The sequence below is a fragment of the Pseudoalteromonas sp. A22 genome (genome assembly GCF_018141345.1).
Classification (GTDB): domain Bacteria; phylum Pseudomonadota; class Gammaproteobacteria; order Enterobacterales; family Alteromonadaceae; genus Pseudoalteromonas; species Pseudoalteromonas maricaloris.
In genome coordinates this window covers 1,451,608-1,476,334 of record NZ_CP047238.1, presented here as the reverse complement: position 1 = coordinate 1,476,334, position 24,727 = coordinate 1,451,608, and the positions used below count along the sequence as shown (strand labels likewise).

The following is a 24,727-nucleotide window of genomic DNA, read 5'->3' as shown; positions in this document are numbered from 1 at the left end:
AACCTGCCGTCACTGGTAGGTTGTGCTGCTTTAACGCCGAGCAATACGCTTTTGCTTGGTTAAGTAAGCGCCGCATAATCCGCTTAAAAACCCAAAAATATGGCTTGAACTACTCGTCTGCGCCGAAAAATCAAATAATGTCGCTAAAAAGCTAATATTGGCATAGTAAGTCAATACCAGCAGAGCTACAAAACTAACAATGCCAAGCACATCGCGATTGAATAGCGCAGCACCCAGCAGTAAGCCAAAGTAACCCATTACAATGCCTGATGCACCAATGTGATTAGCATGTCCAGCAAACAGCCACACCATTAGTCCTGTAGCAACCATAATAAAAAAAGTTGCTCGCTTAAACCTCGGTAATCGGGCTGCCAAATAGCCGCTAATACTTAAGCCGAGCAAATTACTCAGCAAATGTCCCCAGCTACCATGTATAAAAGGCGCGGTTAACACACCACTCAAATGATGTACATTATGCGGTACAATCCCAAAACGATAGACGGGTAAGCCAAAAATCCCCCCCATCACCTGTACAAGGCACATCACCGCCATCGCGTACAAAACCAACTTAAAATTGGGCGGAAAAACCAGTGCACGTTTACTCATCTTACTTCCATATACAGACAAAAATAGCGCCTTATTAAGCGCTATTTCGAATAGATTTGCAAACTCAGCCCACGTGAACTTTACATACTTACTGTTGTAGTTACGATCCGTCCGCTTTCATAAGATTAAGACGCGACCTTTGGGAGAAATGAAATATCCACATGGTATTTGCTCGGGTTTCCTTCTTCAATTAACACCGTTATCTCTTCTCGGTCTATGTGATTGGTTGGATCAAACCATATATTATCACTATTAAAAATATGCAATTGCGATGTTGATGGGTTTCTCCATTGTGCACAAATTTGGTAAGGGTTTTTGCCGTTAAACTCTATTCTACGGTTAACTTCAACACTCTGAAACTTAGCCACCACTGGTGTCCCTTTTTCCTTTAGATACTTCACCTTCTTATTTTTTGACGCGCCAAATAAGATAATTGAAAGTCCAATAAGGAAAAATACAGAGCCTATTCCTGCTAAGATCATAACCCCGCCCCAAAGCGAGAAAGTATCGTTAATTTCAGCTTTTTCGATTGAATCTTCTAGATAAACGACGCTTACAACCTCTCCTATTGAATATCTGTTAGGACCGCCCCCAGTAGAGGACACAAACTCCGCTATTTCGCCATTTTTGGTGCGGAATTTAACGAAAGGAGCATAGGTATCCGAGTCTTCAGACTGGGAACGAATAAGGTCTACCACTGTGCCTTCGGTAATGATTGCACGGTCTAGGAAGTCTTGGGTACTGTTGTACATAAAAAGCGATCCGATTAACAGTGCGGACCCAATCAGAGTGAAAATGTATTTAACTATCACGAGCAACTCCTTTTTGCTGGAATGATTTTATAAATTATATATGCGTAGTATGCATAACGCGTTGTTGGATCAGACTAAACTAGTTCGACCTAGAATGTAGATGTTATTTAAGCGGCGAGAGAAAGTTAAGGCGAGCGACTTCACTTGCGTTGATTTACAAGCTATATCGTCACAGCGGCGCTCATTCCCTGACCTAACATCGTATCCTTTATGGCCTATTAGACCGTTTTTCATCATCTATTTCAACTTTCTTGATGCTCAGTTCGATCATACTCGTGAACTTCACTTCGATATCTGTAACTGATCCCGCCATGTTATGCAGCTCGCTAGTAAAATTATGCGGTCTCAAGATAACCCAAAACATTTAGGTTAAAGGGAGCCTGCTTAACACCTGTCACATAGTTCAGGGCTTACTTTTGCGGTCTAAATGTAGCTACTCAACATTGCTGTAATAGCGCGTAACTTAGTGTAATTACCACCTTGAAAAATTAACTATAAAATTACATTTAATTTCTGACTGTATGAGAGTGCTAGCCAGAACTTGTAGCTACTTAATAGCGTTATCTAGACAATTTTCAAAGGAAACTTTATGAAAAAGCGTAATATAATCCCATGTTTCGCAGCTGCCTTATTGATTTCGGCGTGCTCGAGTTCAACAAATAACAGCGATGATAAACCAAAAGACGAAGATGTTAGCGCTAAGGTCAGTCTTTTTTTCGGTGGCAATATTATCACTGTTGCTAGCAAAAAACCCTTCTCTTTAGGAGCAGATGAAAATCCTGCGGTGTTGGTCGAAAATGGTGTGATTACATTCGTCGGTTCAGTCGACGACGCAAAGGAGAAGCTAGCAACAATTAGAAACCATGCTCCAAAAACCAAGATATCTTACTTCAATTTAAATGGCAGAACCTTAATGCCAGGATTCATAGAACCTCATGCCCATTTACAATCAACGGCGCAAATGAGTGGAGTAAAAAATTTAATGCCTTGTCTGCCAGACAAATATCAAGAAAAGCTCTCTAAAGATTACGGCTGGATTTACTATCCGAATAAGAAGGCTTCAAGTGCGAAAGATGGACAGGGGCACTGCTTTATATACCTAGATGAAGCAATAGCAAAAGTAACAACAAGTCCGCCATTTGTAATTGACCATGTTAATAAAGTTGGATGGTACATTGGAAATGGGCTTGATCCGTCACGAATGGTCCAAGAAGAGTATGCCAAGAGGCCTTTCGATCAGCGTATAAACGAAAATCGAGAATTTTTTGCATACCCAATGAAAGCTATTGACGAAATTGACAACCAAAAATTAAAAACGGCACAAAGTAACAAAGCTATATTTATGACTGACCAATCAGGGCATTTAGCGTACGCCAATATGTCTGCATTTGAGCAAGTGGGCTTGTGCAATACAGTGGTCAAAAAAGCACAGATAGGCATGATTTCTCAAGCAAAAGTCGATGAGTTTGAAAAAGAGAACCCTGACTTTAAACTCCCCGTCGAGGATTACACATTGACTTGTGAAGGTACAGAACAAGACGTAAAAACCAGTCAGTTTATCGTGAAAACCTTATGCTTCAGCGATGGCGACTTAGGTATAGTAAATAATGCTGACTACAAAGAGATTGACTCGCAAAAGTGGCAGTACTCTGGCCTCATCAAAGAACCAAGTGCGTATATGCTGTTTATTAATTCCATTATGAGAGCACAAGGCACAAGTAGCAAAGACATTTCGGCACTCGTACACCATACACCAAATACGCCCCCTGCAACCAGCTGCCCGCTAGATACAGCGCAACCGGAGCTAGCTAAATATGATAAAGATGAAAATGAAGAGGTTTTGATGAAAATGAAGTACTTGCTCAATACTTCATCGCAACAGGGGGTAACCATGTTAGTAGACGGTGGTTCAACAACAGAAATGAAAGACGATTTCATCAATCTAGTTCTCATGGAGCAACTGCAACCGGCCGCAAGAGTTCGCTCTGTGTACGATTGGCGCAACTATCAAGACGAGGCAACAGCCGCTCGCGCTCAATGTGTGTATGATCCTAAAAACCCCAGTGAATGTGATTATATTCCTTTTGAAAGTAAAGCTTTTAACGGTATGTACTCAGCGCAAGGCATTAAGCTACTCTCAGATGGCTCTACCCAAGGCTGTAGCGCAAATTTAAGTACTGATTACTCTGAAGCAGGACTTTGTGACACGTTTGGTAAGGGTCATGTTGATTATACCAAAAACGAAATTGTCCAAAATCTCTCTAGATTTTTACCCACCTGTGACAACAGCGTACATCAGCCTTGGTACTTTAATCTTCACGCAAATGGTGATCAAGCTATATCAGATTCACTTAATGCGCTAACTCAAATGGCAGGTGATGCAAAACGTCACACTTCAACATGTAAAGAGAAACAGGTCGCTCAGACGTTTACTGATCTAGCTCATACAATTATTCATTCCACAGTGAATGATATAAATGAAAGTACAAAAGAAAATAAAACAATTGATAAATACCTCAAAGCTCGCGAAACGTTTCCGAATTTGACACCCAGTCATTTAATCGCCCATGTGGCCTACTGGGGAGCATCAATGAGAAATGAATTAGGAGATCTACGAGGCAATAGGATCGACCCTATGGAAGAAGAGCTCGCCGCAGGGATCCCCTTCTCGTTACATAGCGATTTGAGTATCAGCCCGTTATTCCCACTATGGTTTATTGAACAAGCCATGACTCGCCACACTTGGGAATATCCATTCTTAGCATCCAGAGGAAAGTATTTAGGTACAAATACAGATGGAAAAAGTAACTTATCAATACAAGACGCCATAAAGGCCGTCACTATTGTTCCTGCAATGCAACATAACCTCTCCCATAAGCTAGGTTCAATTGAAGTTGGCAAAATAGCTGACTTGATAGTTTTAGATAAAAACTTAATGGATTTTCAAACCACGCCTGAGAGCATCCACTCCATCAATGTGGAATGTGCATTTATAAATGGTGACGAGGTGACATGGGTCGATCTCGAAGATTTAGGCAAAGCTAAAAACCTTACAGACTACACGCCTAAAACCTTAGCTTCTAAATGTCGCAATAGCAGCACATTGAATTAAAAGGGCTTCACACTGCGATTCAGTAATCAATAGGGTCGGCCTCACTGACCCTATTCAAAGATTGATATCTGTAAATTTCAAACATAAAAATAGCGCCTTCAGGCGCTATTTTTATGGAATTCTAAATTAGAACGGCATTTTGAAGCCTGGGGGCATTTGCATGCCGCCGGTGACTTCTGACATGCGCTTTTGCGTTTCTTCACCTACGCGACGAACTGCATCGTTTACCGCAGCGGCTAGTAGGTCTTCGATCATGTCTTTATCGTCTTCCATTAGGCTTTCGTCGATTTCTACGCGACGTACGTTGTGGCTACCAAGCATAGTTACTTTAACTAAACCTGCGCCTGCTTCACCTGTTACTTCTAGGCTCTTGATCTCTTCTTGGGCTTTTTCCATGCGCTCTTGCATTTGCTGCGCCTGCTTCATGATGTTGCCCATTCCGCCTTTAAACATATTCTGCTCTCTTATACTTCAATTTGGTTTACTGTGATAAAAGATAAGGGCTAACGCCCTTAATTACAATGCCTGAACGCTATTTTCGTCAAGCATTGCGTCAAATTCTTGGACAAATGCGCTGACGAGTGGATCGTCTCGCATCGCCGCTTTAGCTTGGACAAGCCTATGCTCATCCAATTGTTGCTGTACCAAAAACGGCGTGTTATTTACCGTGTCGATATAGTTAATCTCAAGCGTTATTGGCTGTTCGAATAAAGCGCTTAGGCTTTCTGTTAGTTTCTCTCTCAGCACTGCGGAGTCTAAGTGCTGTTGACTTGCGTCTACTTGCAATTGTACCTGCGCGCCTTGCTGCGTTATCACGCTGTGTAAAGCATACTGGCGAATTCGACCACCTAATTGCATCTTTTCAATCATGTTTGCCCAATCGTCGCTTTGGTGAGCAAACTTAATGTCACTTATTGGACTAACAAAGTTTTCCGGTGCAGGGATCTCCACTTGAATACTTTGTTCGTTATCATCTTGTTTTACCGGCGATAACTGCTCTAGCAATTCTGGCGCTAAATTTTCCGTAATAGGTTTATGGCGCTCTTGAAACGCTTCTTTCTTTTGCTTTTTTGGTGCCAAGCGAGGTGTTGCTGGCTGTGCGTGTTGCGGTTCAGGCTGATACTCAGGTGTGGTTACTGTCGTAGCTGGCGCTTGCTCTATTGGCATTGGCGCACTAGGCGCCTCAGACTTTTTTACCTCACCATTGGCTCCCACCAATCGACCCGCTCCAGAGATATTACGATTTTTTAAAATTCGTGCTATTGCTGACTGGGCTTGATTTTGCTGCTCGGTAACACTTGCTGTAGCAGCAGGTTCTGAAGCGCTTTGATTTTGCACCTCAGGTCGAGACCAATCCTCTTGGTTTTGTGATGCCATTTGCGCGTATGCAGCATCATCAACTGGCGCACTTTCATGATGATGTGCAGGAACTTGTTCTTGGAACCCCTGCTCTACCGCCTGTGACATGATGCTGTCGTATTGATTGGCCATCTCCGCCTCAGATGACACAGAGGCGACTGGTGCTTGGCTTTGCGCAGCAGGCGTTGGCGACACCGGCTCATACTGTGTTGTTTGTTGCGTGGTTGATGTCGTTGCTTCTGGTGCATATGTAGGTGTTGCTGTCGGCTGTACCTGAGGTGATGCCGCTACCGTAGCGTTATCTTCCGTTGGCTTTTTTAACAGCGCTCGTAAATCCCCTACTTTGCTTTGCTTTTCAGAAGTCTCCTGGCTCACAGGAGCGCTAGGCACTACACTATGACTTTCTTTTTCAAACGCCATTAAGCGCAGCATGACCATCTCAAACCCAAGTTTAGGCTCGGGTGCCCACTTTAGGTCTTTTTTGCCATTCAACAGCAGTTGATACAACAACTGGCCCTGTTGCGGTACTAATTGCTCTGCAAATAGCTTGATGTCGTTGTTATCAAAATTTGATAACCGCGCAGCACTAGGCACAAGTTGAGTGAGCTGAATAACATGCAATAGCGCAATTAAATCGTCCAGCACACTGACAAAATTACCGTTTTGTAGTGCTATTTTTTCAATCGCATTGAGTAAGGCTTCACCGTCGTGGCATAAAATTGCAGACAGCAAAATGACCGCATGAGCACTATCCATCAGTCCCAGCATAGATTGCACTGCAGGCACCGTTAAATTGCCATTTGTTTGTGCAATAGCCTGATCTGTCAAACTGAGTGCGTCACGCATACTGCCATCAGCGGCCTTCGCTAACGTTTGTAGCGCTACCGGATCAAAGGCAACTTGCTCTAGCGGCAGGATTTTCTCTAACTGTTCAACTATTTGCCCTTGTGTCATTGCGTTCAGATTGAACTGTAAACAACGGGACAGAATAGTCACAGGCAACTTCTGTGGATCAGTTGTGGCGAGCAAAAATTTTACATGCTCTGGCGGCTCTTCCAAGGTTTTCAAGAGCGCATTAAAACTGTGCTTCGACAGCATATGCACTTCATCGATGAGATAAACCTTGTAGCGACCACGAGTTGGTGCATATTGTACGTTGTCTAAGATTTCTCGCGTGTCTTCAACTTTTGTACGAGAAGCCGCATCAATTTCGATTAAATCGATAAACTTACCAGTTTCAATCTCAGTGCAGGCACTACACTGACCACAAGGCGTTGAAGTAACGCCTTGTTCGCAGTTAAGGCTTTTAGCAAAGATCCTAGCAATGGTTGTTTTGCCCACACCACGTGTTCCGGTGAATAAATAGGCATGGTGTAAACGCTTTTCATTAAGTGCGTTGACCAGAGCTTGTTTAACATGCTCCTGCCCCATTAATTCATGGAAGTTTTGCGGACGCCATTTTCGCGCCAGAACCTGATAGCTCATGCTTATTCGCCTTCGAACTCTACAAGTGAAAGGATTTTGATCCCAAGATCATTGATTTTCTTTTCACCACCAAGCTCAGGCAATGAAATAACAAACGCAGCATCAGTAGCTTCACCGCCTAAGCGCTTAACCAGTTTGGCTGTTGCTTCAATAGTACCACCTGTTGCAAGTAAATCATCAACAAGTAGCACTTTATCACCTGCTTCAATCGCATCTGAGTGTAATTCAAGCGTATCTTCACCATATTCAAGCTGGTAAGACTGGCTGATCACCTCACGCGGTAATTTACCCGGCTTTCTTACTGGAATAAAAGGAATACCTAACTCATACGCCAATGGTGCACCGAAGATAAAGCCACGCGATTCAGTACCGATGATTTTAGTGAAGCCGCCATCTTTATAAGCCGCAACGAACGCATCAATTGTTGCCTTAAACGCAGCAGGATTTGCTAGAAGTGAAGTCACGTCACGGAACATGATCCCAGGTTTTGGGTAATTAGGAACCGTCGCGATACTATTTTTGATCAATGACATATTCTCTGTCGTCATAATTGCTTTGCTTTAAGTTTATTACAAAAGAGTGAGATTATAACAATTTTCTATCCGGTTGAAACCGACTGAATGACTTTGTGTGTCAGGATGGAGGAAAAGCGAACAATTTAGCGAGTATTTTATACCAATTAGCTTAATTAAGTGATCTATTTTGAGGCGAGAAAATCTTGTCGATAACACCGCTTCCGCATCCTGCTCACGCCAAGGTACCTACATCCATATAGGCAAGGCGAAAGTTTTGCGATTTAGTTGTTCTAAATGAGAAATTTTTAACGCAGTTAGCGTCAGATTTGCTCCTTCAAATTGAGCAAGTATTAAGACTAATTGGTATATATCTGTATACAATCGAAAAAGGCTGCATATAGCAGCCTCTAGGTAAATACATTCAGCTTGACTTATGCAAGCGCTGTTGCCCAGCCTAGAATCGCGTTTAAACAGCCAATTCCAGCGAATACAGCAACAAATGCAAGGAAATACTTTGCATTGAACGGATCTTTAAAGTCACCTTTAGACATAGATACTACCTTTAATTTTACAACTCGCGCCAACTGCCTAGCAGCAGAAAGCATTGACTAGCGCCCTAGTCCGAGTTTAAGCACGACAAAAACAGGCCGTATAATAGTCGATGTTGCCAATAGCTTAAAGGTTTTTTGTTTTGATAATGCCAAGATCCGCGAATTCAGCTAGTGTATGCTGAGCTCCTTGCTGCAACTGCTCAACGGTAAACTGAGGCACTTGCTGCGCGATAACATTCACAATGTCAGTGAGTTGCATACCATCATTGGCTTCAATCACCGACAACATTAAGGCCGTCATCGGATTTAGTGCGACAAACTGAACATCGTCCTCTTCGTCTCTATACAATGCAAAGCTAAACGTTTGCCCTGCTGTTTTAGTTGGCCTAAAGGTTTCACTGATCTGATGAACCGGATATTGATAATGTGCAACTCTGGCTGTACTTGCCAAGCTTATTTCAGCATCTTTAAGCGCTTGTACTTCAATTGAAAGCTCATGCTCTGCCTCAACGGTCGTTGCCACATCTAGCTCTAACCATTCATAGTGAGCAAGCTCTAACAAGAACTCAGGATCAGCTTCAGTGGGCTCGTATTCTGTTTGTAAAAACTGCAAGAACTCTTTGCTAATCTCTAAAAAGTATGGCGAATGACAATCGTGCTTAACAAAAAATAGCCTAATTAACATCAGCCAGTCTGTGTTGGTATACAAGCTTTTAAGTACAGGAAACGCACTGCTCACGAAGCCTTCGACATTATTAAAAAACAGCTCTTGATAGATTTTTAAGCGTCGCGCTTCTATGCCGTCAGGTGCCGGTTGGTTGTCTGGATCTCTGATATGCGCCATAAACTGCTGCTGAGTTTCTACAAAAGACATAGCTATACCTTCTCTAAGCGCTTGGCGCATCTGGCCTGTATTGCTGAAATTTGCCCCGTTTCTGCCAGTAACTCTGCCATGGGAGGAATATTAAAATCACGCTCTAGTAACGTCGGAAATACCCCATGCAGCTCATAGGCTTTCTCTAACAAGTCCCATACTGGTGAAGATACCTCAGCGCCGTGTGTATCAACGAGTAAGTCTTCGGCTTCCACATAATGGCCTGCGATATGGCCGTATGCAATACGCTCGCTTGGCATAGCCGCTAAGAATTGTTCGGCATCGTAGCCATGGTTAATAGCGTTGACATAGATGTTGTTAACATCGAGTAGCAAATCGCAATCGGCCTCGGCTAATATCCCAAGGGTAAACTCCAACTCCGACATTTCTTGTCCAGGAGCGGCATAGTAAGAGACATTTTCTACTGCAATCCGGCGTTCTAGGTGCTCTTGGACTGCTCGGATCCGCTTAGCGGTATGATGGATTGCTTCTTCAGTAAAAGGGATTGGCATCAGATCGTACATATGACCCTCTCCCGAACAATAACTCAGATGCTCACTATAGGTAGCGATATTATGCTGGTTAAAAAATGTTTTGAGTTGGGATAAAAATTCGCGATCAAGCGGTGCAGGTGAACCCAGCGATAACGACAAGCCATGACAGATAAAGGTATGTTGTTGCGTCAATGCTTGAAATTGCTTTGCAAGCTTACCGCCAAATTTTAGCCAGTTTTCTGGTGCAACCTCATAAAAATCTACTTGCTTTGGCGGCGCATTGAGCACGTCATCGACCATTTCACGGCGTAAACCAAGTCCTAAGTTGCCTAACTGCACTGCCATATTCCTCTCACTTTAGACATTATTTTGAACTAATCAGAAGCTCGCATCACAGAGGCTTTACTGTATGTATGGCTTCACTTTGGGATTACCCAATAGCGCCGCTTACCCTAACATAACTAGCTGCGCTATTGGGTCGAATACAATGGTATTCCTATTTAGTGGTTACCACCGCATTTACCTTCGCCGCACTTACCTTCTTTTTTGCCTTTGGCGTCGCCACCACATTTACCTTCGCCGCATTTGCCTTCTTTTTTGCCTTTGGCGTCGCCACCACATTTACCTTCGCCGCATTTGCCTTCTTTTTTGCCTTTGGCGTCGCCACCACATTTGCCTTCGCCGCACTTACCTTCTTTTTTGCCTTTGGCGTCGCCACCACATTTGCCTTCGCCGCACTTACCTTCTTTTTTGCCTTTGGCGTCGCCACCACATTTACCTTCGCCGCATTTGCCTTCTTTTTTGCCTTTGGCGTCGCCACCACATTTACCTTCGCCGCATTTGCCTTCTTTTTTGCCTTTGGCGTCGCCACCACATTTACCTTCGCCGCATTTTCCTTCACCAGCGTCTAGTTGATAACCAGCGGTCATTGTTTCAAAACTAAATGGATTCGCATTTGCGTCTGTCGCGGTTAACCCCGCGGTACCCGCAACAACAGCGCTTAAAGTAAGGGCAATAGAGTTCTTTTTAACGGTATTCATAATGTTTGCTCTCTCAGAAATAGTAGATTCAATTAGTAGACCCAAACGTCTAAATATTTATTTCGCTAAAAGTTTAAAAATTTTAGTTGCATTCGCTAAGTTGTGGTTTACATCCAGTTATAGTTCATCTGTTGTCTTTTTGCTATTTGTGGATAACTAGGGGCTGTTGATGACTTGCAGCAAACAATTAGCTAAAATGTCGCGCTTTTCGATGAGCCATTAGTGACTCATTTTATTTTTGTTGTATCTGAAGGTTAACACATGAAGCTTGTTCTGGCGCCGATGGAAGGTGTAGTTGATTTTAAAATGCGCGAATTGCTCACAGATCTCGGCGGCTTTGATCTTTGTGTGACTGAGTTTATTCGCGTTGTTGATCTCACCTTTCCACGCAGAGTATTCACTAGATACTGCCCTGAACTATTAAATGGTGGCTATACCAGAGCCGGAACACCGGTACGAGTACAGCTTCTAGGTCAGGTTCCCCATGCGCTTGCAGCGAATGCACGAAAGGCCATAAAGCTTGGCTCTCATGGTGTCGATTTGAACTTTGGTTGTCCTGCAAAAACCGTGAATAAAAGCCGCGGCGGCGCGGTTTTACTGAAGGAGCCTGAGCAAATCTATCAAATCATCAAAGCGGTTAGAGATGCGGTACCAGAAGAACATCAAGTAAGCGCCAAAATACGCCTTGGCTTTGACGATGATGCCAATAGCACTGAAATTGTCGATGCGGTCCAGCAAGGTGGTGCGTCAAGTTTGGCGATACATGCGCGTACCAAACGAGATGGCTACAAACCGCCAGCGTACTGGGAAAAGATCCCCCCTTTATTATCAAGGTTAACCATTCCTGTCGTTGCTAACGGTGAAATTTGGCAAGTTGAAGATGCGATACTCTGCCAAACACGTAGCCAATGCCAAGATTTGATGCTTGGTCGCGGTGCACTAGCCACCCCCGATCTGGCAGCAAAAATCAAAGCGCATGTTAACGGAACTCATTATACTCCGCTCACATGGGAAAACGTGCTCTACCATATCCTCCACTCTTCCATGCATCAAGATGAGAATATGAGTGAAAAGTACTTTTCAGCTAGAACAAAACAGTGGTTAAGTTATTTGAAACGTCAGTATAGCGGCGCACATGTTCTTTTTGATGAAATCAAAACGCTTAAAAGCAAAGATGACGTCATGAAGGTGTTGCAGAAATACGCAATGTCTCCAGACCTTGATTCAAATCATAACAGTGAAGTTTGACTGAAATGATAATGGGGCGTCGGATAGGAGAGCGCCCATGAATGAAAACACACATAACTACGAGCAAAGCTTACAAGCTGAACTCGCTACACTTAGAAGCGACTTTTTAGGAGAGCTAAAAGCTTCACCCAATGAGTTTACTCATAACCTTGCCAATACCTTAGAGCTCAACCCACCCAATAAATGGCTTGATATTGTAATGGAAAAAATAAATCCCGAGCAGTTTCCGCTCTATGATAGGTTGATGAAAGTCGAAGCGGCATTATGCCAAATGGAGATCGGTCAGTTTGGTTATTGCTGTGATTGCGAACAGACAATAGAGCTTGAGTTGCTAGAACAAGATCCAGCAACTCAACGCTGTCGCAGTTGTAAGACTAAGGCTTTAAAAAATGGGGATATGCAGCAAAAATAGTCGCCGGAAAATAGACTATATTAGCAATCAATTGTTGTGCTTGTTGTTCATTCAGCGCTAGTTTTGAGTTGAGCGCAACAAATGCTTGCTTTTGTGACCACCCTTGATAATGAATTCCTAAATCTACTGCCATTAAAGTCACGATTAGCGCTTTATGCTGCTCTATTGCCTTTGTACACTTTGCTACTGTAGAAGGCACATTAATAAATCCATCACGCCAATTAAGCCCACTAATTCTTTGGCAATTAGCTGGCAATAACTCTAGCATATAAGGCTGTTGAGTATTAGGCTTTGTATTGAGCACAATTGATTTACTATTTTTCTCATCAATTTTTGATAACATTGCCAAAACTTTATTAGGCGACTCTTGAATAGCTCCGTAAAAATTTAGTTTTGATTGGTACCACTCTTTCCCATTAGGTAACTGATGCAGCCCAAGCATCGCCCTAGATTTATAATCATTTAAATAAGTCAGTAGCGTTGAACGTGATGGTGCGTCAATATTTGAATCTTCAAGTTGCTTTATTATGGCGTCCCGCTCAAACCGATTTAGGCGAATATTACTTTCATCGGCCTCTTTTAGTTTTGTTATTACAAAATTAAGCCACAGATCAAGTTCCTCAGCACTCACTCTACCTTCTACGTTTTTGAGTACAGGGATATGACTAGGCCAAGGTAAGTAACGCTCTGGATATCGCTCTTGAATTCTTAAGTAATCAAGCTCCTTATGCGCCATAACATCTGGTTCATTCAAACTACTTGATAATAAGGCGTGCCGTAACTGTAAATAGCCCTCTGTGAACGGTAAAACAGTAATATCATCCGTAGATGAATGACTTAAACTACTGTTAAGAGAAATTAAAGAAGTTCTGAGTTCCTGATAATTTACGACTGGCTTGTGCTCACTACAAGCGGATAGGAATATAAATGCGACCAAAGTAAGGCTGAACAATAAATGCTTTTTCATAATTTCACATTAAAACTTGAAATCAAAAAAGCCCCTTTCGGGGCTTTTTAATTAGAGGCTAACACCCCTACGTTGTGCTTTTTCTTTGATAAAGCTCGACCAGCTAATCGCAAATCTTCTAGTGCTAGGATCTTCCTTCGCCTTCAAAATTGCTGCATAAGCTTGTTTGAACTTATCTTGATAGTAGTAAGCTTCCGCAAGATCAGCATATGTACTGCCTTTCTTTTTGGTACCAAGCTCTAAAGCTTTATTTAGTCTAACTACTGCTGCACTGTACTGCAGATTTTGCAGTAAAAGGCCACCTGCTCTTCCATAAAGTTCTGCGTCATCGTCAAATTTAGCAGCTTCTTCATAGTATTTAGCAGCATCACTGATGTGTTTAGCTTGGTGGTAATAACTTGCAAGCGCTGTCACGTTTTGCTTTGTACGTTCGATTTTGCCATCTTTCATAGCCTTTTCGAACGTTTGAGCTGCACGCCAAGGATCTTCTGTCAAAGAGTATAAGCTTCCAAGAATCTTATAGTCATTCTCTTTTTCAAAGTAACCTTTGCTATACGCCACCTTCATTACAGTCATACCTTTACTGTAATCTTCGGTTTGCAAATAAAAGCCACCTAGTTGTGTCCAAGCTTTAGGGTCTTCAGGGAAAACACGTACTAACTCTTCACCAACCTCTACAGCCTTTTTGAATTGCTTCAATTCAAAGTAAGCTGCGACTTTCATCAGATAATATTGTTTATTTGGCTCTTCTACACCTGCGATAGCTTTATCAGCTGGAGCAATAACATTAGTATATTGCTTTAACTCATAATAAGCCTGCGCGATACGACCGTGCACTTTAGGGTCATTTTCACCCGTAAAGTCCATCCACGCTTCATAGGCTTTGATACCTTCTGAGTACTTTTCAGTACCTAGCAGAAGATCACCAAGCAACTTCATTAGATCGCCCTGATCTTTAAAGTTAAGCGCATCAGGAGCAATAGCTAAACGCGTATACTTAATCGCTTCGCCGTAGTTTTCCTTTTGAGCATAAAGCTGACCTAGGTAACGGTTAACCGTTGCTTTATCGAAATCATCTGAAGGGTCAAGCTCGCGAAGCATTGCAATCGCTTCATCGACTTTTTCTTCGTTATATAATTCGAACGCTTTGGCAACTTTTTTACCTACTCGCTCACCCATAATCTTAGTTTTTGCCGCTTTACGCTTCTCTATTTCTTCATAGTTAGGCGCAGCAGAAACTGACTCCGAGTAAATGCCACCAGTCAATGCAATTAGAAGAGCAAGAGCTGTAAATTTGGGTAAACTTTTCATGCCTGCCTCCTTAATTACCTTGGTTTAGTGTGAAATCAAGCTGGACTGTAATGCCAGGTTGCTTCTGTGGCTTACCATCAACAACTTTAGGACGATATTTCCACTTACGAAGTGCACGCTTCGCTTCACGGTCAAAGATACGCTTTGGTTCAGCATCGATAATTTCAACATCTTCGACTCCACCTAGCTCATTGATTGTGAAAGATAAACGTACCCAACCTTCTTTGCCATCACGAGCGGCTTGAGGTGGATATTTTGGCTCAATTCGAACGATAGGTGTTGCATCACCATCTCGGCCAAACTCGCCAGGTCCAGATAAACCACCTGCAGTACCACCTAGGTCAATACTAGGCATGTTAAAACCGATGTTACCCGCAGAAGGATCAGCCGTGTCTGGCTGAGGCGGCTGCGGTTTTGGCGGCTGCTTAGGTGGTGGCGGCGGCGGAGGCGGGACACGCTTCCGCTGCTGCACCTTTGATTCAGGCGGATTCGACATAATCTCGACTACGATTTGTTCCTTTTGTACATCTGCCCTATCTGCTCCTCCGGAGATAAGATATGACATGAAAAAGAACAAGCCGAGAGTTACTGCCCCACCTGCTAGAAGTGAAAACAGAAGTCGAATCATTACTGATCTCCAGCTATTGAAATCTTCAGATTGTCGCCAGTCGCTTTAATTTGGTCCATAACCTGAACAACTACACCGTGCTTCGCGCCTTTGTCAGCTTGAATAATCACCACGTCAGTAGGTTGTTCAGCCATCAGACTTTCAAGGTTTGCACTTACACGTTCAACATCAACTTGACGCTTGTCCATCCAAATCTCACCGTTTTCACGGATTGCGATAAAGATGTTCGCATTCTTAGTCTTTTGTGCCTGTGCCGCTTTTGGCTTGTTAACTTCAATACCAGCTTCTTTTACAAAAGAAGTGGTTACAATGAAGAAGATAAGCATGATGAATACGATGTCTAGCATCGGCGTCATATCTACTGCTGCATCTTCCTCTTCACGAAAACGTTGTTTACGTGCCATAGTTCAATCTCTCTCTAGTGATGAGGCAAGCTATCAACTAGCTTTTCTTTAGCCATTTTTGCACGTGCTTCTAAACGCGTACTAAAGAAAACACCTGATAGTGCCGCAACCATTCCAGCCATTGTTGGTATCGTAGCCATTGAAATGCCTGAAGCCATTAATCGTGCGTTACCCGTACCTTGAGTAGCCATCGTTTCGAATACTGTGATCATACCTGTCACTGTACCTAAAAGACCGATTAATGGACACATTGCAACCAATGTTTTGATAATCAACATGCGCTCATCTAATTTTTCAGACGCTTCAGAAATCCAAGCATCGCGGATTCTGTGTGCGTACCAAGACGTAGTATCTTGGCGGGCGTCCCACTTAGCGACGATTTCCTTTTGCATTTTAGGAAATTCACCGAGTAGGAACCAATAGCGCTCAATCATTAAAACCCACATTAGAAAGAGTGCTATTGCGACCACGTATAATACATCGCCGCCTGTAGCAACAAAATCCCTGATAGATTCCCATATCTCCATCAGGACTAACATTAGGCTTTCTCCTTCTCCGCGTGAGTAGCAACAATACCTGCGCTTTGCTCATCTAGGATGTGTAGAACTGCTTTGCTACGACCATGTACAACAGCGTGAAGTAGAATTAAAGGTAGAGCTGCAATAAGACCAAGTGCCGTTGTTACTAGCGCTAGAGAGATGTTACCTGCCATGATTTTCGGATCACCAGTACCATGTAGTGTGATTGATTCGAATGTCATGATCATACCAACAACTGTACCTAGTAGACCTAGTAGTGGCGCGATAGCCGCAAGAATCTTGATGATATTTACACCCATCTCGATGCGTGGAGTTTCACGTAGAATAGCTTCATCAAGCTTAAGCTCTAGGTTTTCAACGTCTTGGTCTTTGTTATCATGGTAAACTTTCAAGATACGACCAAGTGGGTTATTTGTGTTAGGGTTATTAGCGTTTTTGATTTGTGCTTTCATCTTAGAGCTAACAATCGTTAGATCGATGAATCGAACTAGCGCAATTAACGCACCAACAGCAAGTAAGAGAGTGATGATGTAACCAACTTCTTGACCTTGATGCCAACGCTCTTCCGGAGTTGCGCGTTGAGTGTTAAGTCGTAGTAATGAACCACGAGTTGGGTCAACTGCAAACTTAACGTACTGATTAGCAGATGCACTGACTAGACGCTCAACCCCACCTAGCTCGCCGCTTGGTTGCTTACCAAGTGGAACGATTTGTTTGTTTTCAGCATCGTAAATAACATAGCCATCTTTAGTTACAAGGTTGAAGTTACCAACACGAGTTACTTCTTTAACGTTAATGTCACCATTTAACTCAGCAACTTCAGCTTCAAACTTAGTTACTTTCGCAGACTCAGTCATTTCAGTTTGGAAAGCAATCCAAAGATCTTCAAGTTCACGAGTAGTCGGAAGCTCTTTCGCTTCAGCTAGTGAACGAAGTACTTCAGCGCGTCCTGGTTTTTCAGCACTTACTAGTGAAGCTTCGATCGAACCAATAGCGTCTGCAGCTGAACGACGTACAACACCGAACATTTCACCAAGTGTACCTTTGGCATTTTCTAGCTCAACTTCTTTCTCAGCAAGCGTCACTTCGTTCTGTTTGAATTGTTCATTTAAACGCTCACCACGTGCTTTTTCTGCAGCAAGTTCACGCTTCGCTTTGTTCAACAATGCTTGTTTGTCAGCACGGTCACTTAAAAACTCTTGCTCGCGCTGTTTGTTGATCTTGCCTTCAGAGATACGGTTTTGTTTAACCTGCTCTAGGATTTTGTCTAAGGCTTCAGTGTTTGCGTGTGCATTTAGCGCGGCACCAGCAGAAACTGTTAACGCTGCAGCAATTGCAAAACCTTTAAATAGTTTCTTCATCATTAATTACTCCGCGCCAAAGATAGGTAGGTTTACAAGTTCAGGAGCCGCTTGCTTACGTGCAATACGGATCATGCTCTTAACTGGCTTAAGATATTCTTCGCCAAGTAGCTCCCATTGCTTAGAGTCGTTGTTCCAAACCCAAGCGTGTTTTTGGTCGAACGACTGGGCTACGTATGCGATACGGCCAAGACGTGCGAAGTCAACATTGATGTTTTTGCCATTTTGCTCAAGAGAACCTTGGCTCGCAACCATTGTTGTGCTGTAGTCAGTTTCAATAGTGTAAGCTTCAAGAACTTGACGGAACTTCTCAGAAGTCGTTACAGACGAGTTAGTCATGATGCCGCGAAGTTTCTCAACGCGCTCTAGACGTGTTTCTTGATTAAACGGAACGTCCGCTTTGATGAATTGCTCAAGCGTATCGATCATGCGATACATCAAAGGCACAACGTCCTGTTTTGTCTTGTCAATAGTACCAATCTGACGCTCAAGAGACTCAATACCTGCATTTTGATCTGCTACAAGACGTGCAACGTGATCGTTATACACTTTAAGCAGTTCTGCTTCTTCAACCAGACCACGGTATTCCGCGATCATTTCTTGAGACTGACCGTAAAGGTTATCAATCTTTTCTTGAGACTTTTTAGCAGCCGTTTGAGTTTGTTGACCTACTTTTTGTATGTCATTCAAAGGATCTGCAATCACATTGCTGCTTGCAAAAGCTGTCGCGCCTAAAAGCGCCGTAGCTACAAGACTCTTTCTGATTTTAACAGACATAGTTCCCAACCAATTAAGTAATGTTACTTTTATAATTTTCGCGCTCTCACCAACGTGAGAGCAACCCTGATATCATTTGACAGATATCAACTGTCCAATAATGCTAAATGCAACACGATGTGTCAACTTCACTGTGAAAACATTTTTTGTCAATAAATAAGTAATAATTATATACAAAACAAAAAATTAACATCAAAAACACAGCAAAAGATACACATCCTTTGTAAAACCAACCTTTTGCATACGCTGTTTACAATATTTTACATCAGATTTATTCCAATAAATTGAATAGATATTCCAAATAGAAATTATGAATAACCTATAAAAACAGCAATATAAGCTAGATTTTTCATTGCAAAGAACGCAAATTATTTCATCTTCTGCGAACTAACGCAAAATTTGTTTATCTATCCCAAATCGCTTGATCTATTTTTTCCTGTAGAATTTGAACGAATTCAGCGACGTGTAGACCATCCATTAAGGCATGGTGGACTTCAATACAAAATGGCATCGTACCATCTGCTTTATTGTATTTTCCGAACACAAATTTTGGGATGCCAAAGTCATCTCTACTGTGTCTCGCATGACCAAAACTGGAAAAAGATAACCATGGAAGTATAGATACATGAACGCAATTTGGCACCTGACTTTCCATTAAAAATTGCTCACTGACAAGCGGCCCATTTAGTTGTTCAGTTTTGCTATGAATATTGGCGCTAATAAAGCGGTTGAAATCACTTTCAGGTGCAAGCCTTACAAATCTGAAGGTTTCATCCCCTCGCAGAAACACACTGCTAATTTCTACAGCATCATATTCAATCACCTCTCCAGCCTCTATACGATAACGAATGGGGGTATAGCTTTGTAATGCCAGTTGTAGTGCGTATAGGCAACTAAGAGAAAACGGAACGGCACTACGTTTACTCATTTCGTAAACTCTTTCCATTTGTAAGCTGACAGTAACGGTGAAATAAGGTTGGGCAAAATCATTGAAGAACGAAAAGTGTTCTTGGCGAGGCCAAGTATCAAGACGTATTTTCTTTTTCATACAAAAAAAGGGGCGTGTGCCCCTCTCTGGTAATTAAACGGCGCTGTTATTATAGACCGTTTTCAATAATCTCTTGAGCTAATTTATCAGCAATTATATGTGTTGAAACTTTCTCATCTTCAGAACGCTTAAAGATTTCGGTTAGCGTGTCGTAGATACCTTCTACGTGTTTAGTCGCTGCAGCCTCATCATAACCCTCAGGTTTTGTTTCATAGTAAACATTGATGATCCCACCAGCATTAATCACATAGTCTGGTGCATATAAAATGCCTTTTTCACGAATGATCTCACCATGACGAGACTCTGCAAGCTGGTTGTTTGCACACCCTGCAATGATCGTGGCTTTGATACGTGGAATAGTGTCGTCATTTACCGTAGCACCTAGTGCACACGGCGCATACACATCAACATCTAAATCATAGATTTCGTCGATACCAACAGCAGTCGCATTGAAATCATTAACCACTCGTTGCACTGACTCTTCGTTAATATCTGTAACAAATAGCTCTGCACCCGCTTCATGGAGGTGCTTACATAGAGTGTAAGCAACTGCACCCAAGCCCTGCACGGCAACTTTGATACCAGCCAAATCTTGGTGACCATACTTGTGTTGGTAAGCTGCTTTAATTCCAAGGAATGTGCCTAACGCAGTAAATGGAGAAGGGTTACCGCTTTTACCTTCAAGACCCATTACGTAGTTCGTTTCTTTATGCATTACCATTACATCACCGGTGGTGATGTTTACGTCTTCAGCTGAGTAGTAACTGCCACCTAAACGGTCTAGGTGCTTACCAAACGCTCTGAATAGCGCTTCTGACTTGATAGTCTTAGCATCGCCAATAATGACAGATTTGCCACCACCAAACGGTAAACGTGCAACCGCATTCTTATATGTCATCCCTTTAGACAGACGCAGTACATCATATACTGCGTCTTCGTCAGAGGCATAATTCCATAGGCGACAGCCACCTACCGCAGGACCTAGTTTAGTGTTATGTACCGCGATAATCGCTTTAAGGCCTGATGCTTCGTCTGAACAGAATACGACTTGCTCATGGTTATCAAATTCAACTTGGTTAAATACAGCCACTTTCTTCTTCTCCAAAAATTATCTATCCCATACGGGTAAGCTCTTAGGTGTGACTTTGCGTTCAATACCACACTAAGGGCAAATAGCGCTGAAATTGGCAAGACTCTATCACTAACTCTAGCACCATTCCACAAATTGAGATGATATAAACCCAATTCAAAGCAAATACAAATATTTAATTCAAAACAAAAACAGATGCAGGAAAAACAAACCAAAAATAAAAAATTTAAAGGAATTTTAATTTAACTTATTGAATTTTTCTGAAGTTACTGTTTACGTAAACGGAAGGTAAATAGTCATTGTAAACATATCCATACAAGAAAGGAGGCGAATAGCCTCCTAAATAATACTTCGGCTGCTCAGTTTAACACTGAAGCAGAATGTTTGAAGTGGAAAGTACCTATTGTACTCTCCATCAATGTATAGCTGATTAACTAAGTTTGCTATCTAACTCTTCAATTCGAGCTTTCCAAATTGCAGGGCCTTGAGTATGCGCATTTTCACCATTGCTATCAACGGCAACCGTCACCGGCATGTCTTCTACTTCAAATTCATAAATAGCTTCCATACCTAAGTCTTCAAACGCCACAACACGTGATTTCTTTATTGCCTTTGCCACTAAGTACGCAGCGCCACCAACAGCCATAAGGTACACGGCTTTATTTTGTTTGATTGACTCGACAGTTGCTGGACCGCGCTCGGCTTTACCGATCATGCCGATAAGACCGGTTTTCTCTAACATCAGATCAGTAAATTTATCCATACGTGTAGATGTGGTAGGACCTGCAGGACCCACGACTTCATCGCCAACAGCATCCACTGGACCCACGTAATAGATAAACTTATTAGTGAAATCGACACCTTCTGGCAAGCCTTGACCAGAATTCATCATTTCTTGCAGACGTTTATGCGCCGCATCTCGACCCGTTAAGATCTTGCCTGAAAGCAGGACAGTTTCACCCATTTTCCATTCTTGGATATCTGCTTTGGTCAAAGTATCTAGATTGACACGACGCGTATCTTCACCTACTTCCCAAGTCACTTCTGGCCAATCTTCGAGCTTTGGTGCTTTTAGATCTGCAGGACCTGAACCATCTAGTGTGAAATGTACGTGGCGTGTAGCGGCACAGTTAGGGATCATTACCACTGGCTTAGATGCTGCGTGTGTTGGTGCCGTTTTGATTTTAACGTCAACAACGGTTGTTAAACCACCAAGACCTTGTGCCCCAATACCAAGTTTGTTTGCACGTTCAAAAATTTCTAGACGCAGTTTTTCTTCTGCGGTTTCGGCACCGCGTTCCATCAGCTCATGGATATCAACTGGATCCATTAAAGACTCTTTTGCCAATACAGCCGCTTTTTCTGCTGTACCACCAATACCTATCCCGAGCATGCCCGGAGGACACCAACCAGCGCCCATTGCAGGTAATGTTTTTTCTACCCATTCTGCAACATCATCTGATGGATTTAGCATCACCATTTTAGTTTTGTTTTCAGAGCCGCCCCCCTTCGCTGCAATCATCACTTCAACTTCAGCACCAGGTACTAAATCAATGTGTACTACCGAAGGCGTATTGTCTTTGGTGTTTTTACGGCTACCAGCAGGATCGGCAACGATTGATGCACGTAGCGGATTATCTGGGTTCATATAGGCACGACGAGTTCCCTCATCTACCATTTGTTGTACCGTCAAGTCAGTTTTATCCCACTTAACGTCCATACCGACTTTAACAAAGCAGGTTACTATCCCAGTGTCTTGACACAGCGGGCGCTTACCTTCTGCTGACATGCGTGAGTTAATTAAGATCTGTGCAATTGCATCTTTCGCGGCCTTACTTTCTTCTTTTTCGTAGGCTTTTTCTAATGCTTGGACAAAATCAAGTGGGTGGTAAAATGAGATATATTGAAGCGCATCTTCAATGCTATCAATAAAGTCTTGCTGACGGATTGTACTCATGACGGTTCCTCAATTTTCGACGGTATTTTTTGGTATTGAAACTTTCGCTGGCAATTGTTGTTATTCAGCGTCAGAAAGTCAATTTCAATACCTTAAACTATGGAATAGCAGGTAACTATGATAACCTCCCCGCCCGTTTGGGGCTAGCTTTGCAGGTCAAGTAAATGATAAACGAGCGAATAAACTGTACGAAATTAGACATTAGGCATAATGCACTAGAATTATTTGAACACTTTGCAAACGGATCTCAGGCTATCCTGTTAGATTCAAGCGATTCCGATCACATCAATAGTCGCTACGATATCATTGCGATTGCACCAATTAATTTACTTGAAGCTAAAGACGGAAATGTATTTTTAGACGGCGAACTACAAAGTGAATCTATATTCACTGTGATGAAAGATAAGCTTGCCCAGTATAGTAATTGCAGTGCTCCCCATGATTTACCTTTTAATGGCGGTTGGCTTGGTTATTTTGGCTATGATCTCGGCCGTTATATTGAACACATTCCACATTGTGCAGAACATGATATTCGGCTCCCCGATGCCTGTGTTGGCTTGTATCCAGACGCGTTAATTTATGACAAAGTACTCAAAGCTTGGTTTTATGTGTCGCAACCTGATACACAAAGGCTAGAAATGTATTTGCAGCGGCTCAAAGACGCCTCAGCGTTCGAGCCATTTAGACTGACGTCACAATGGCAGTCAAACATGAGTAGAGCACAATACGAGCAAAATTTTGAGCGCATTCAATCTTATTTGCTAAGTGGCGACTGTTATCAAATAAACCTAGCACAGCGATTCAGTGCTAACTTTGAAGGAACTCCGTGGCTCGCGTATAAAAAGCTTCGAAACCACAACCAAGCGCCTTTCTCAGCATTTTTTAACTTAGGCAATAGTGCTATTGTTTCTGTGTCACCAGAGCGCTTCATCCAAGTTAAAAACAATATTGTAGAAACTAAGCCGATTAAAGGCACCTTGCCAAGATTACCAAATACTGACGCCGATAAAGCGCAAGCTGAAAAACTGAGGAACAGCAGCAAAGATCGAGCTGAGAATGTCATGATAGTTGACCTACTGCGTAACGACTTGGGTAAAGTGGCCAAGCCGGGTTCCGTTGCGGTTCCATCACTCTTTGCAATTGAAAGTTTTCCTGCGGTTCACCATCTAGTCAGTACGGTAACGTCTAAACTAGCCGAAGGTAAATGTGCAGTTGATCAACTCGAAGCCGCCTTCCCCGGTGGCTCCATAACAGGTGCACCTAAGATCCGCGCCATGGAGATCATCGAAGAGCTAGAGCCGCACAGACGCAGCGTTTATTGCGGCTCAATCGGCTACCTTAGCGCCTGTGGTAATATGGATACCTCTATCACTATCAGAACCCTAGTTTGTCATCAAAATAAGATACATTGCTGGGCAGGTGGTGGTATAGTCAGAGACTCTCAAGTACAGTTGGAATTTGAAGAGACTTACCACAAAGTGAATAAAATCCTCCCGGTATTAAATGAAGATTGATCAGGTTATATCGCAATTTATGTTGGCGCCCATCATGGCGCAAACACCAACCACACTGCATACTCTAAAGCAAAGTGCGGTGCTTATTCCTATTGTTGATGTAAACGCTCGAGCCCACCTGTTGTTTTGCAAACGCAGCAGCGAATTGCCGAGCCACCCGAGTCAAATTTGCTTTCCGGGCGGCAAAGTCGAACAACAAGATAGCAATATCATCAACACAGCACTGCGCGAAACCGAAGAAGAGATAGGTCTGACAATCTCTGAGTCTCAAGTATTGGGCATATTGCCGATTATGCAAACGCTCACCGGCTACCAAATCACCCCCGTTGTTGCTTCTGTACAACAAGATGCGACTTGGGTGAATCAAAGCGACGAAGTGCAACATACTTTTACGGTGCCATTAAACCAATTAAGCATGGCCAAGAATTGGCGAACTTTCCATTTTACCAATAAAGGCAAACCAGTTTCGCTCGACGGGTTTATGACACCGCACGGTTTACTGTGGGGCGCAACGGCAAAAATCGTCAAACAGTTCACCGCCCTATTTTAGCCCTTAACTGGTAAGACCTTTTTTAAAATCCCCTTCCACCTTGCTGATTAGAGACCTTTCTATCATGCTTACT

The 24,727-nt window shown here is 42.7% G+C and carries 23 protein-coding genes; 5 read left to right on the top strand and 18 right to left on the bottom strand.

Annotation, left to right across the window (positions count from 1 at the left end; all coding sequences use genetic code 11):
* Window positions 1-30: 30 nt before the first annotated feature.
* Window positions 31-606 (bottom strand): rhomboid family intramembrane serine protease, encoded by a 576-nt coding sequence (locus GSF04_RS11440; RefSeq protein ID WP_211859575.1) that lies wholly within the window; start codon window positions 604-606, stop codon window positions 31-33.
* A gap of 125 nt (window positions 607-731) precedes the next feature.
* Window positions 732-1,358, bottom strand: coding sequence for a DUF3592 domain-containing protein (locus GSF04_RS11435; RefSeq protein WP_236596596.1), 627 nt, complete (start codon window positions 1,356-1,358; stop codon window positions 732-734).
* 649 nt (window positions 1,359-2,007) lie between these two features.
* Here GSF04_RS11435 and GSF04_RS11430 point away from each other — a divergent pair.
* Window positions 2,008-4,530, top strand: coding sequence for an amidohydrolase family protein (locus GSF04_RS11430; RefSeq protein WP_211859574.1), 2,523 nt, complete (start codon window positions 2,008-2,010; stop codon window positions 4,528-4,530).
* A gap of 126 nt (window positions 4,531-4,656) precedes the next feature.
* On the opposite strand, the gene GSF04_RS11425 is transcribed toward GSF04_RS11430, so the two are convergent.
* The 6 genes from GSF04_RS11425 to GSF04_RS11400 all read right to left on the bottom strand — a co-directional run bounded on the left by GSF04_RS11425 (window position 4,657) and on the right by GSF04_RS11400 (window position 10,848).
* Window positions 4,657-4,983: a YbaB/EbfC family nucleoid-associated protein gene (locus GSF04_RS11425; RefSeq protein WP_010368987.1), complete on the bottom strand. Its 327-nt coding sequence runs from the start codon at window positions 4,981-4,983 to the stop codon at window positions 4,657-4,659.
* 63 nt (window positions 4,984-5,046) lie between these two features.
* Complete coding sequence (gene dnaX, locus GSF04_RS11420; RefSeq protein WP_211859573.1) at window positions 5,047-7,374, bottom strand: DNA polymerase III subunit gamma/tau; 2,328 nt, start codon at window positions 7,372-7,374, stop codon at window positions 5,047-5,049.
* A gap of 2 nt (window positions 7,375-7,376) precedes the next feature.
* Window positions 7,377-7,922 carry an adenine phosphoribosyltransferase gene (gene apt / locus GSF04_RS11415; RefSeq protein ID WP_010368992.1) on the bottom strand — a complete coding sequence of 182 codons (546 nt, stop codon included), beginning with the start codon at window positions 7,920-7,922 and terminating at the stop codon, window positions 7,377-7,379.
* 642 nt (window positions 7,923-8,564) lie between these two features.
* A complete protein-coding gene (locus tag GSF04_RS11410) occupies window positions 8,565-9,314 on the bottom strand; it encodes a putative DNA-binding domain-containing protein (RefSeq protein ID WP_211859572.1) in 750 nt (249 codons plus the stop codon).
* Between the two features lie 2 nt (window positions 9,315-9,316).
* A complete protein-coding gene (locus tag GSF04_RS11405) occupies window positions 9,317-10,153 on the bottom strand; it encodes a DUF692 domain-containing protein (RefSeq protein ID WP_211859571.1) in 837 nt (278 codons plus the stop codon).
* Between the two features lie 155 nt (window positions 10,154-10,308).
* Window positions 10,309-10,848 (bottom strand): hypothetical protein, encoded by a 540-nt coding sequence (locus GSF04_RS11400; protein WP_211859570.1) that lies wholly within the window; start codon window positions 10,846-10,848, stop codon window positions 10,309-10,311.
* 261 nt (window positions 10,849-11,109) lie between these two features.
* Between GSF04_RS11400 and GSF04_RS11395 the strand changes: the two genes are divergently transcribed.
* A complete protein-coding gene (locus GSF04_RS11395) occupies window positions 11,110-12,096 on the top strand; it encodes a tRNA-dihydrouridine synthase (RefSeq protein ID WP_211859569.1) in 987 nt (328 codons plus the stop codon).
* 37 nt (window positions 12,097-12,133) lie between these two features.
* The gene (locus tag GSF04_RS11390) at window positions 12,134-12,508 is read left to right on the top strand and encodes a TraR/DksA C4-type zinc finger protein (RefSeq protein ID WP_010369006.1); all 375 of its coding nucleotides are present in this window, start codon (window positions 12,134-12,136) and stop codon (window positions 12,506-12,508) included.
* Here GSF04_RS11390 and GSF04_RS11385 read toward each other — a convergent pair.
* The 10 genes from GSF04_RS11385 to GSF04_RS11340 form a co-directional block, all read right to left on the bottom strand.
* Entirely contained in the window at window positions 12,471-13,475 is a 1,005-nt protein-coding gene (locus GSF04_RS11385; protein ID WP_249122476.1) for a hypothetical protein, read from the bottom strand. The genes GSF04_RS11390 and GSF04_RS11385 overlap by 38 nt on opposite strands.
* 51 nt (window positions 13,476-13,526) lie before the next feature.
* Window positions 13,527-14,786, bottom strand: coding sequence for a hypothetical protein (locus GSF04_RS11380; RefSeq protein WP_017218010.1), 1,260 nt, complete (start codon window positions 14,784-14,786; stop codon window positions 13,527-13,529).
* 10 nt (window positions 14,787-14,796) lie between these two features.
* Window positions 14,797-15,414 (bottom strand): energy transducer TonB, encoded by a 618-nt coding sequence (locus GSF04_RS11375; protein WP_010369012.1) that lies wholly within the window; start codon window positions 15,412-15,414, stop codon window positions 14,797-14,799.
* A complete protein-coding gene (locus GSF04_RS11370; protein WP_045961628.1) occupies window positions 15,414-15,818 on the bottom strand; it encodes a biopolymer transporter ExbD in 405 nt (134 codons plus the stop codon). The genes GSF04_RS11375 and GSF04_RS11370 overlap by 1 nt, the downstream gene beginning before the upstream one ends.
* A gap of 14 nt (window positions 15,819-15,832) precedes the next feature.
* Window positions 15,833-16,357: a MotA/TolQ/ExbB proton channel family protein gene (locus GSF04_RS11365; RefSeq protein ID WP_039492467.1), complete on the bottom strand. Its 525-nt coding sequence runs from the start codon at window positions 16,355-16,357 to the stop codon at window positions 15,833-15,835.
* Window positions 16,357-17,718 carry a MotA/TolQ/ExbB proton channel family protein gene (locus GSF04_RS11360; protein ID WP_039492663.1) on the bottom strand — a complete coding sequence of 454 codons (1,362 nt, stop codon included), beginning with the start codon at window positions 17,716-17,718 and terminating at the stop codon, window positions 16,357-16,359. Before GSF04_RS11360 ends, GSF04_RS11365 begins: the two co-directional genes overlap by 1 nt.
* A gap of 6 nt (window positions 17,719-17,724) precedes the next feature.
* Entirely contained in the window at window positions 17,725-18,495 is a 771-nt protein-coding gene (locus GSF04_RS11355) for a DUF3450 domain-containing protein (protein ID WP_039492469.1), read from the bottom strand.
* Between the two features lie 403 nt (window positions 18,496-18,898).
* Window positions 18,899-19,543 carry a CatA-like O-acetyltransferase gene (locus GSF04_RS11350; protein WP_211859568.1) on the bottom strand — a complete coding sequence of 215 codons (645 nt, stop codon included), beginning with the start codon at window positions 19,541-19,543 and terminating at the stop codon, window positions 18,899-18,901.
* Between the two features lie 49 nt (window positions 19,544-19,592).
* Window positions 19,593-20,633, bottom strand: coding sequence for a Glu/Leu/Phe/Val dehydrogenase (locus GSF04_RS11345; RefSeq protein WP_010369022.1), 1,041 nt, complete (start codon window positions 20,631-20,633; stop codon window positions 19,593-19,595).
* A 430-nt stretch (window positions 20,634-21,063) separates the two neighbouring features.
* A complete protein-coding gene (locus tag GSF04_RS11340) occupies window positions 21,064-22,590 on the bottom strand; it encodes a fumarate hydratase (RefSeq protein ID WP_095727137.1) in 1,527 nt (508 codons plus the stop codon).
* A 164-nt stretch (window positions 22,591-22,754) separates the two neighbouring features.
* Between GSF04_RS11340 and pabB the strand changes: the two genes are divergently transcribed.
* A complete protein-coding gene (pabB, locus tag GSF04_RS11335) occupies window positions 22,755-24,104 on the top strand; it encodes an aminodeoxychorismate synthase component I (protein WP_211859567.1) in 1,350 nt (449 codons plus the stop codon).
* Window positions 24,094-24,654, top strand: coding sequence for a CoA pyrophosphatase (locus tag GSF04_RS11330; RefSeq protein WP_211859566.1), 561 nt, complete (start codon window positions 24,094-24,096; stop codon window positions 24,652-24,654). The genes pabB and GSF04_RS11330 overlap by 11 nt, the downstream gene beginning before the upstream one ends.
* Window positions 24,655-24,727: the final 73 nt, after the last annotated feature.

What these genes read in the sequence shown, in the direction of transcription:
- GSF04_RS11440 (WP_211859575.1), bottom strand. Translation starts at nt 606, where the DNA reads ATGAGTAAACGTGCACTGGTTTTTCCGCCCAATTTTAAGTTGGTTTTG.
- GSF04_RS11435 (WP_236596596.1), bottom strand. Translation starts at nt 1,358, where the DNA reads ATGTACAACAGTACCCAAGACTTCCTAGACCGTGCAATCATTACCGAA.
- GSF04_RS11430 (WP_211859574.1), top strand. Translation starts at nt 2,008, where the DNA reads ATGAAAAAGCGTAATATAATCCCATGTTTCGCAGCTGCCTTATTGATT.
- GSF04_RS11425 (WP_010368987.1), bottom strand. Translation starts at nt 4,983, where the DNA reads ATGTTTAAAGGCGGAATGGGCAACATCATGAAGCAGGCGCAGCAAATG.
- dnaX (WP_211859573.1), bottom strand. Translation starts at nt 7,374, where the DNA reads ATGAGCTATCAGGTTCTGGCGCGAAAATGGCGTCCGCAAAACTTCCAT.
- apt (WP_010368992.1), bottom strand. Translation starts at nt 7,922, where the DNA reads ATGACGACAGAGAATATGTCATTGATCAAAAATAGTATCGCGACGGTT.
- GSF04_RS11410 (WP_211859572.1), bottom strand. Translation starts at nt 9,314, where the DNA reads ATGTCTTTTGTAGAAACTCAGCAGCAGTTTATGGCGCATATCAGAGAT.
- GSF04_RS11405 (WP_211859571.1), bottom strand. Translation starts at nt 10,153, where the DNA reads ATGGCAGTGCAGTTAGGCAACTTAGGACTTGGTTTACGCCGTGAAATG.
- GSF04_RS11400 (WP_211859570.1), bottom strand. Translation starts at nt 10,848, where the DNA reads ATGAATACCGTTAAAAAGAACTCTATTGCCCTTACTTTAAGCGCTGTT.
- GSF04_RS11395 (WP_211859569.1), top strand. Translation starts at nt 11,110, where the DNA reads ATGAAGCTTGTTCTGGCGCCGATGGAAGGTGTAGTTGATTTTAAAATG.
- GSF04_RS11390 (WP_010369006.1), top strand. Translation starts at nt 12,134, where the DNA reads ATGAATGAAAACACACATAACTACGAGCAAAGCTTACAAGCTGAACTC.
- GSF04_RS11385 (WP_249122476.1), bottom strand. Translation starts at nt 13,475, where the DNA reads ATGAAAAAGCATTTATTGTTCAGCCTTACTTTGGTCGCATTTATATTC.
- GSF04_RS11380 (WP_017218010.1), bottom strand. Translation starts at nt 14,786, where the DNA reads ATGAAAAGTTTACCCAAATTTACAGCTCTTGCTCTTCTAATTGCATTG.
- GSF04_RS11375 (WP_010369012.1), bottom strand. Translation starts at nt 15,414, where the DNA reads ATGATTCGACTTCTGTTTTCACTTCTAGCAGGTGGGGCAGTAACTCTC.
- GSF04_RS11370 (WP_045961628.1), bottom strand. Translation starts at nt 15,818, where the DNA reads ATGGCACGTAAACAACGTTTTCGTGAAGAGGAAGATGCAGCAGTAGAT.
- GSF04_RS11365 (WP_039492467.1), bottom strand. Translation starts at nt 16,357, where the DNA reads ATGTTAGTCCTGATGGAGATATGGGAATCTATCAGGGATTTTGTTGCT.
- GSF04_RS11360 (WP_039492663.1), bottom strand. Translation starts at nt 17,718, where the DNA reads ATGAAGAAACTATTTAAAGGTTTTGCAATTGCTGCAGCGTTAACAGTT.
- GSF04_RS11355 (WP_039492469.1), bottom strand. Translation starts at nt 18,495, where the DNA reads ATGTCTGTTAAAATCAGAAAGAGTCTTGTAGCTACGGCGCTTTTAGGC.
- GSF04_RS11350 (WP_211859568.1), bottom strand. Translation starts at nt 19,543, where the DNA reads ATGAAAAAGAAAATACGTCTTGATACTTGGCCTCGCCAAGAACACTTT.
- GSF04_RS11340 (WP_095727137.1), bottom strand. Translation starts at nt 22,590, where the DNA reads ATGAGTACAATCCGTCAGCAAGACTTTATTGATAGCATTGAAGATGCG.
- pabB (WP_211859567.1), top strand. Translation starts at nt 22,755, where the DNA reads ATGATAAACGAGCGAATAAACTGTACGAAATTAGACATTAGGCATAAT.
- GSF04_RS11330 (WP_211859566.1), top strand. Translation starts at nt 24,094, where the DNA reads ATGAAGATTGATCAGGTTATATCGCAATTTATGTTGGCGCCCATCATG.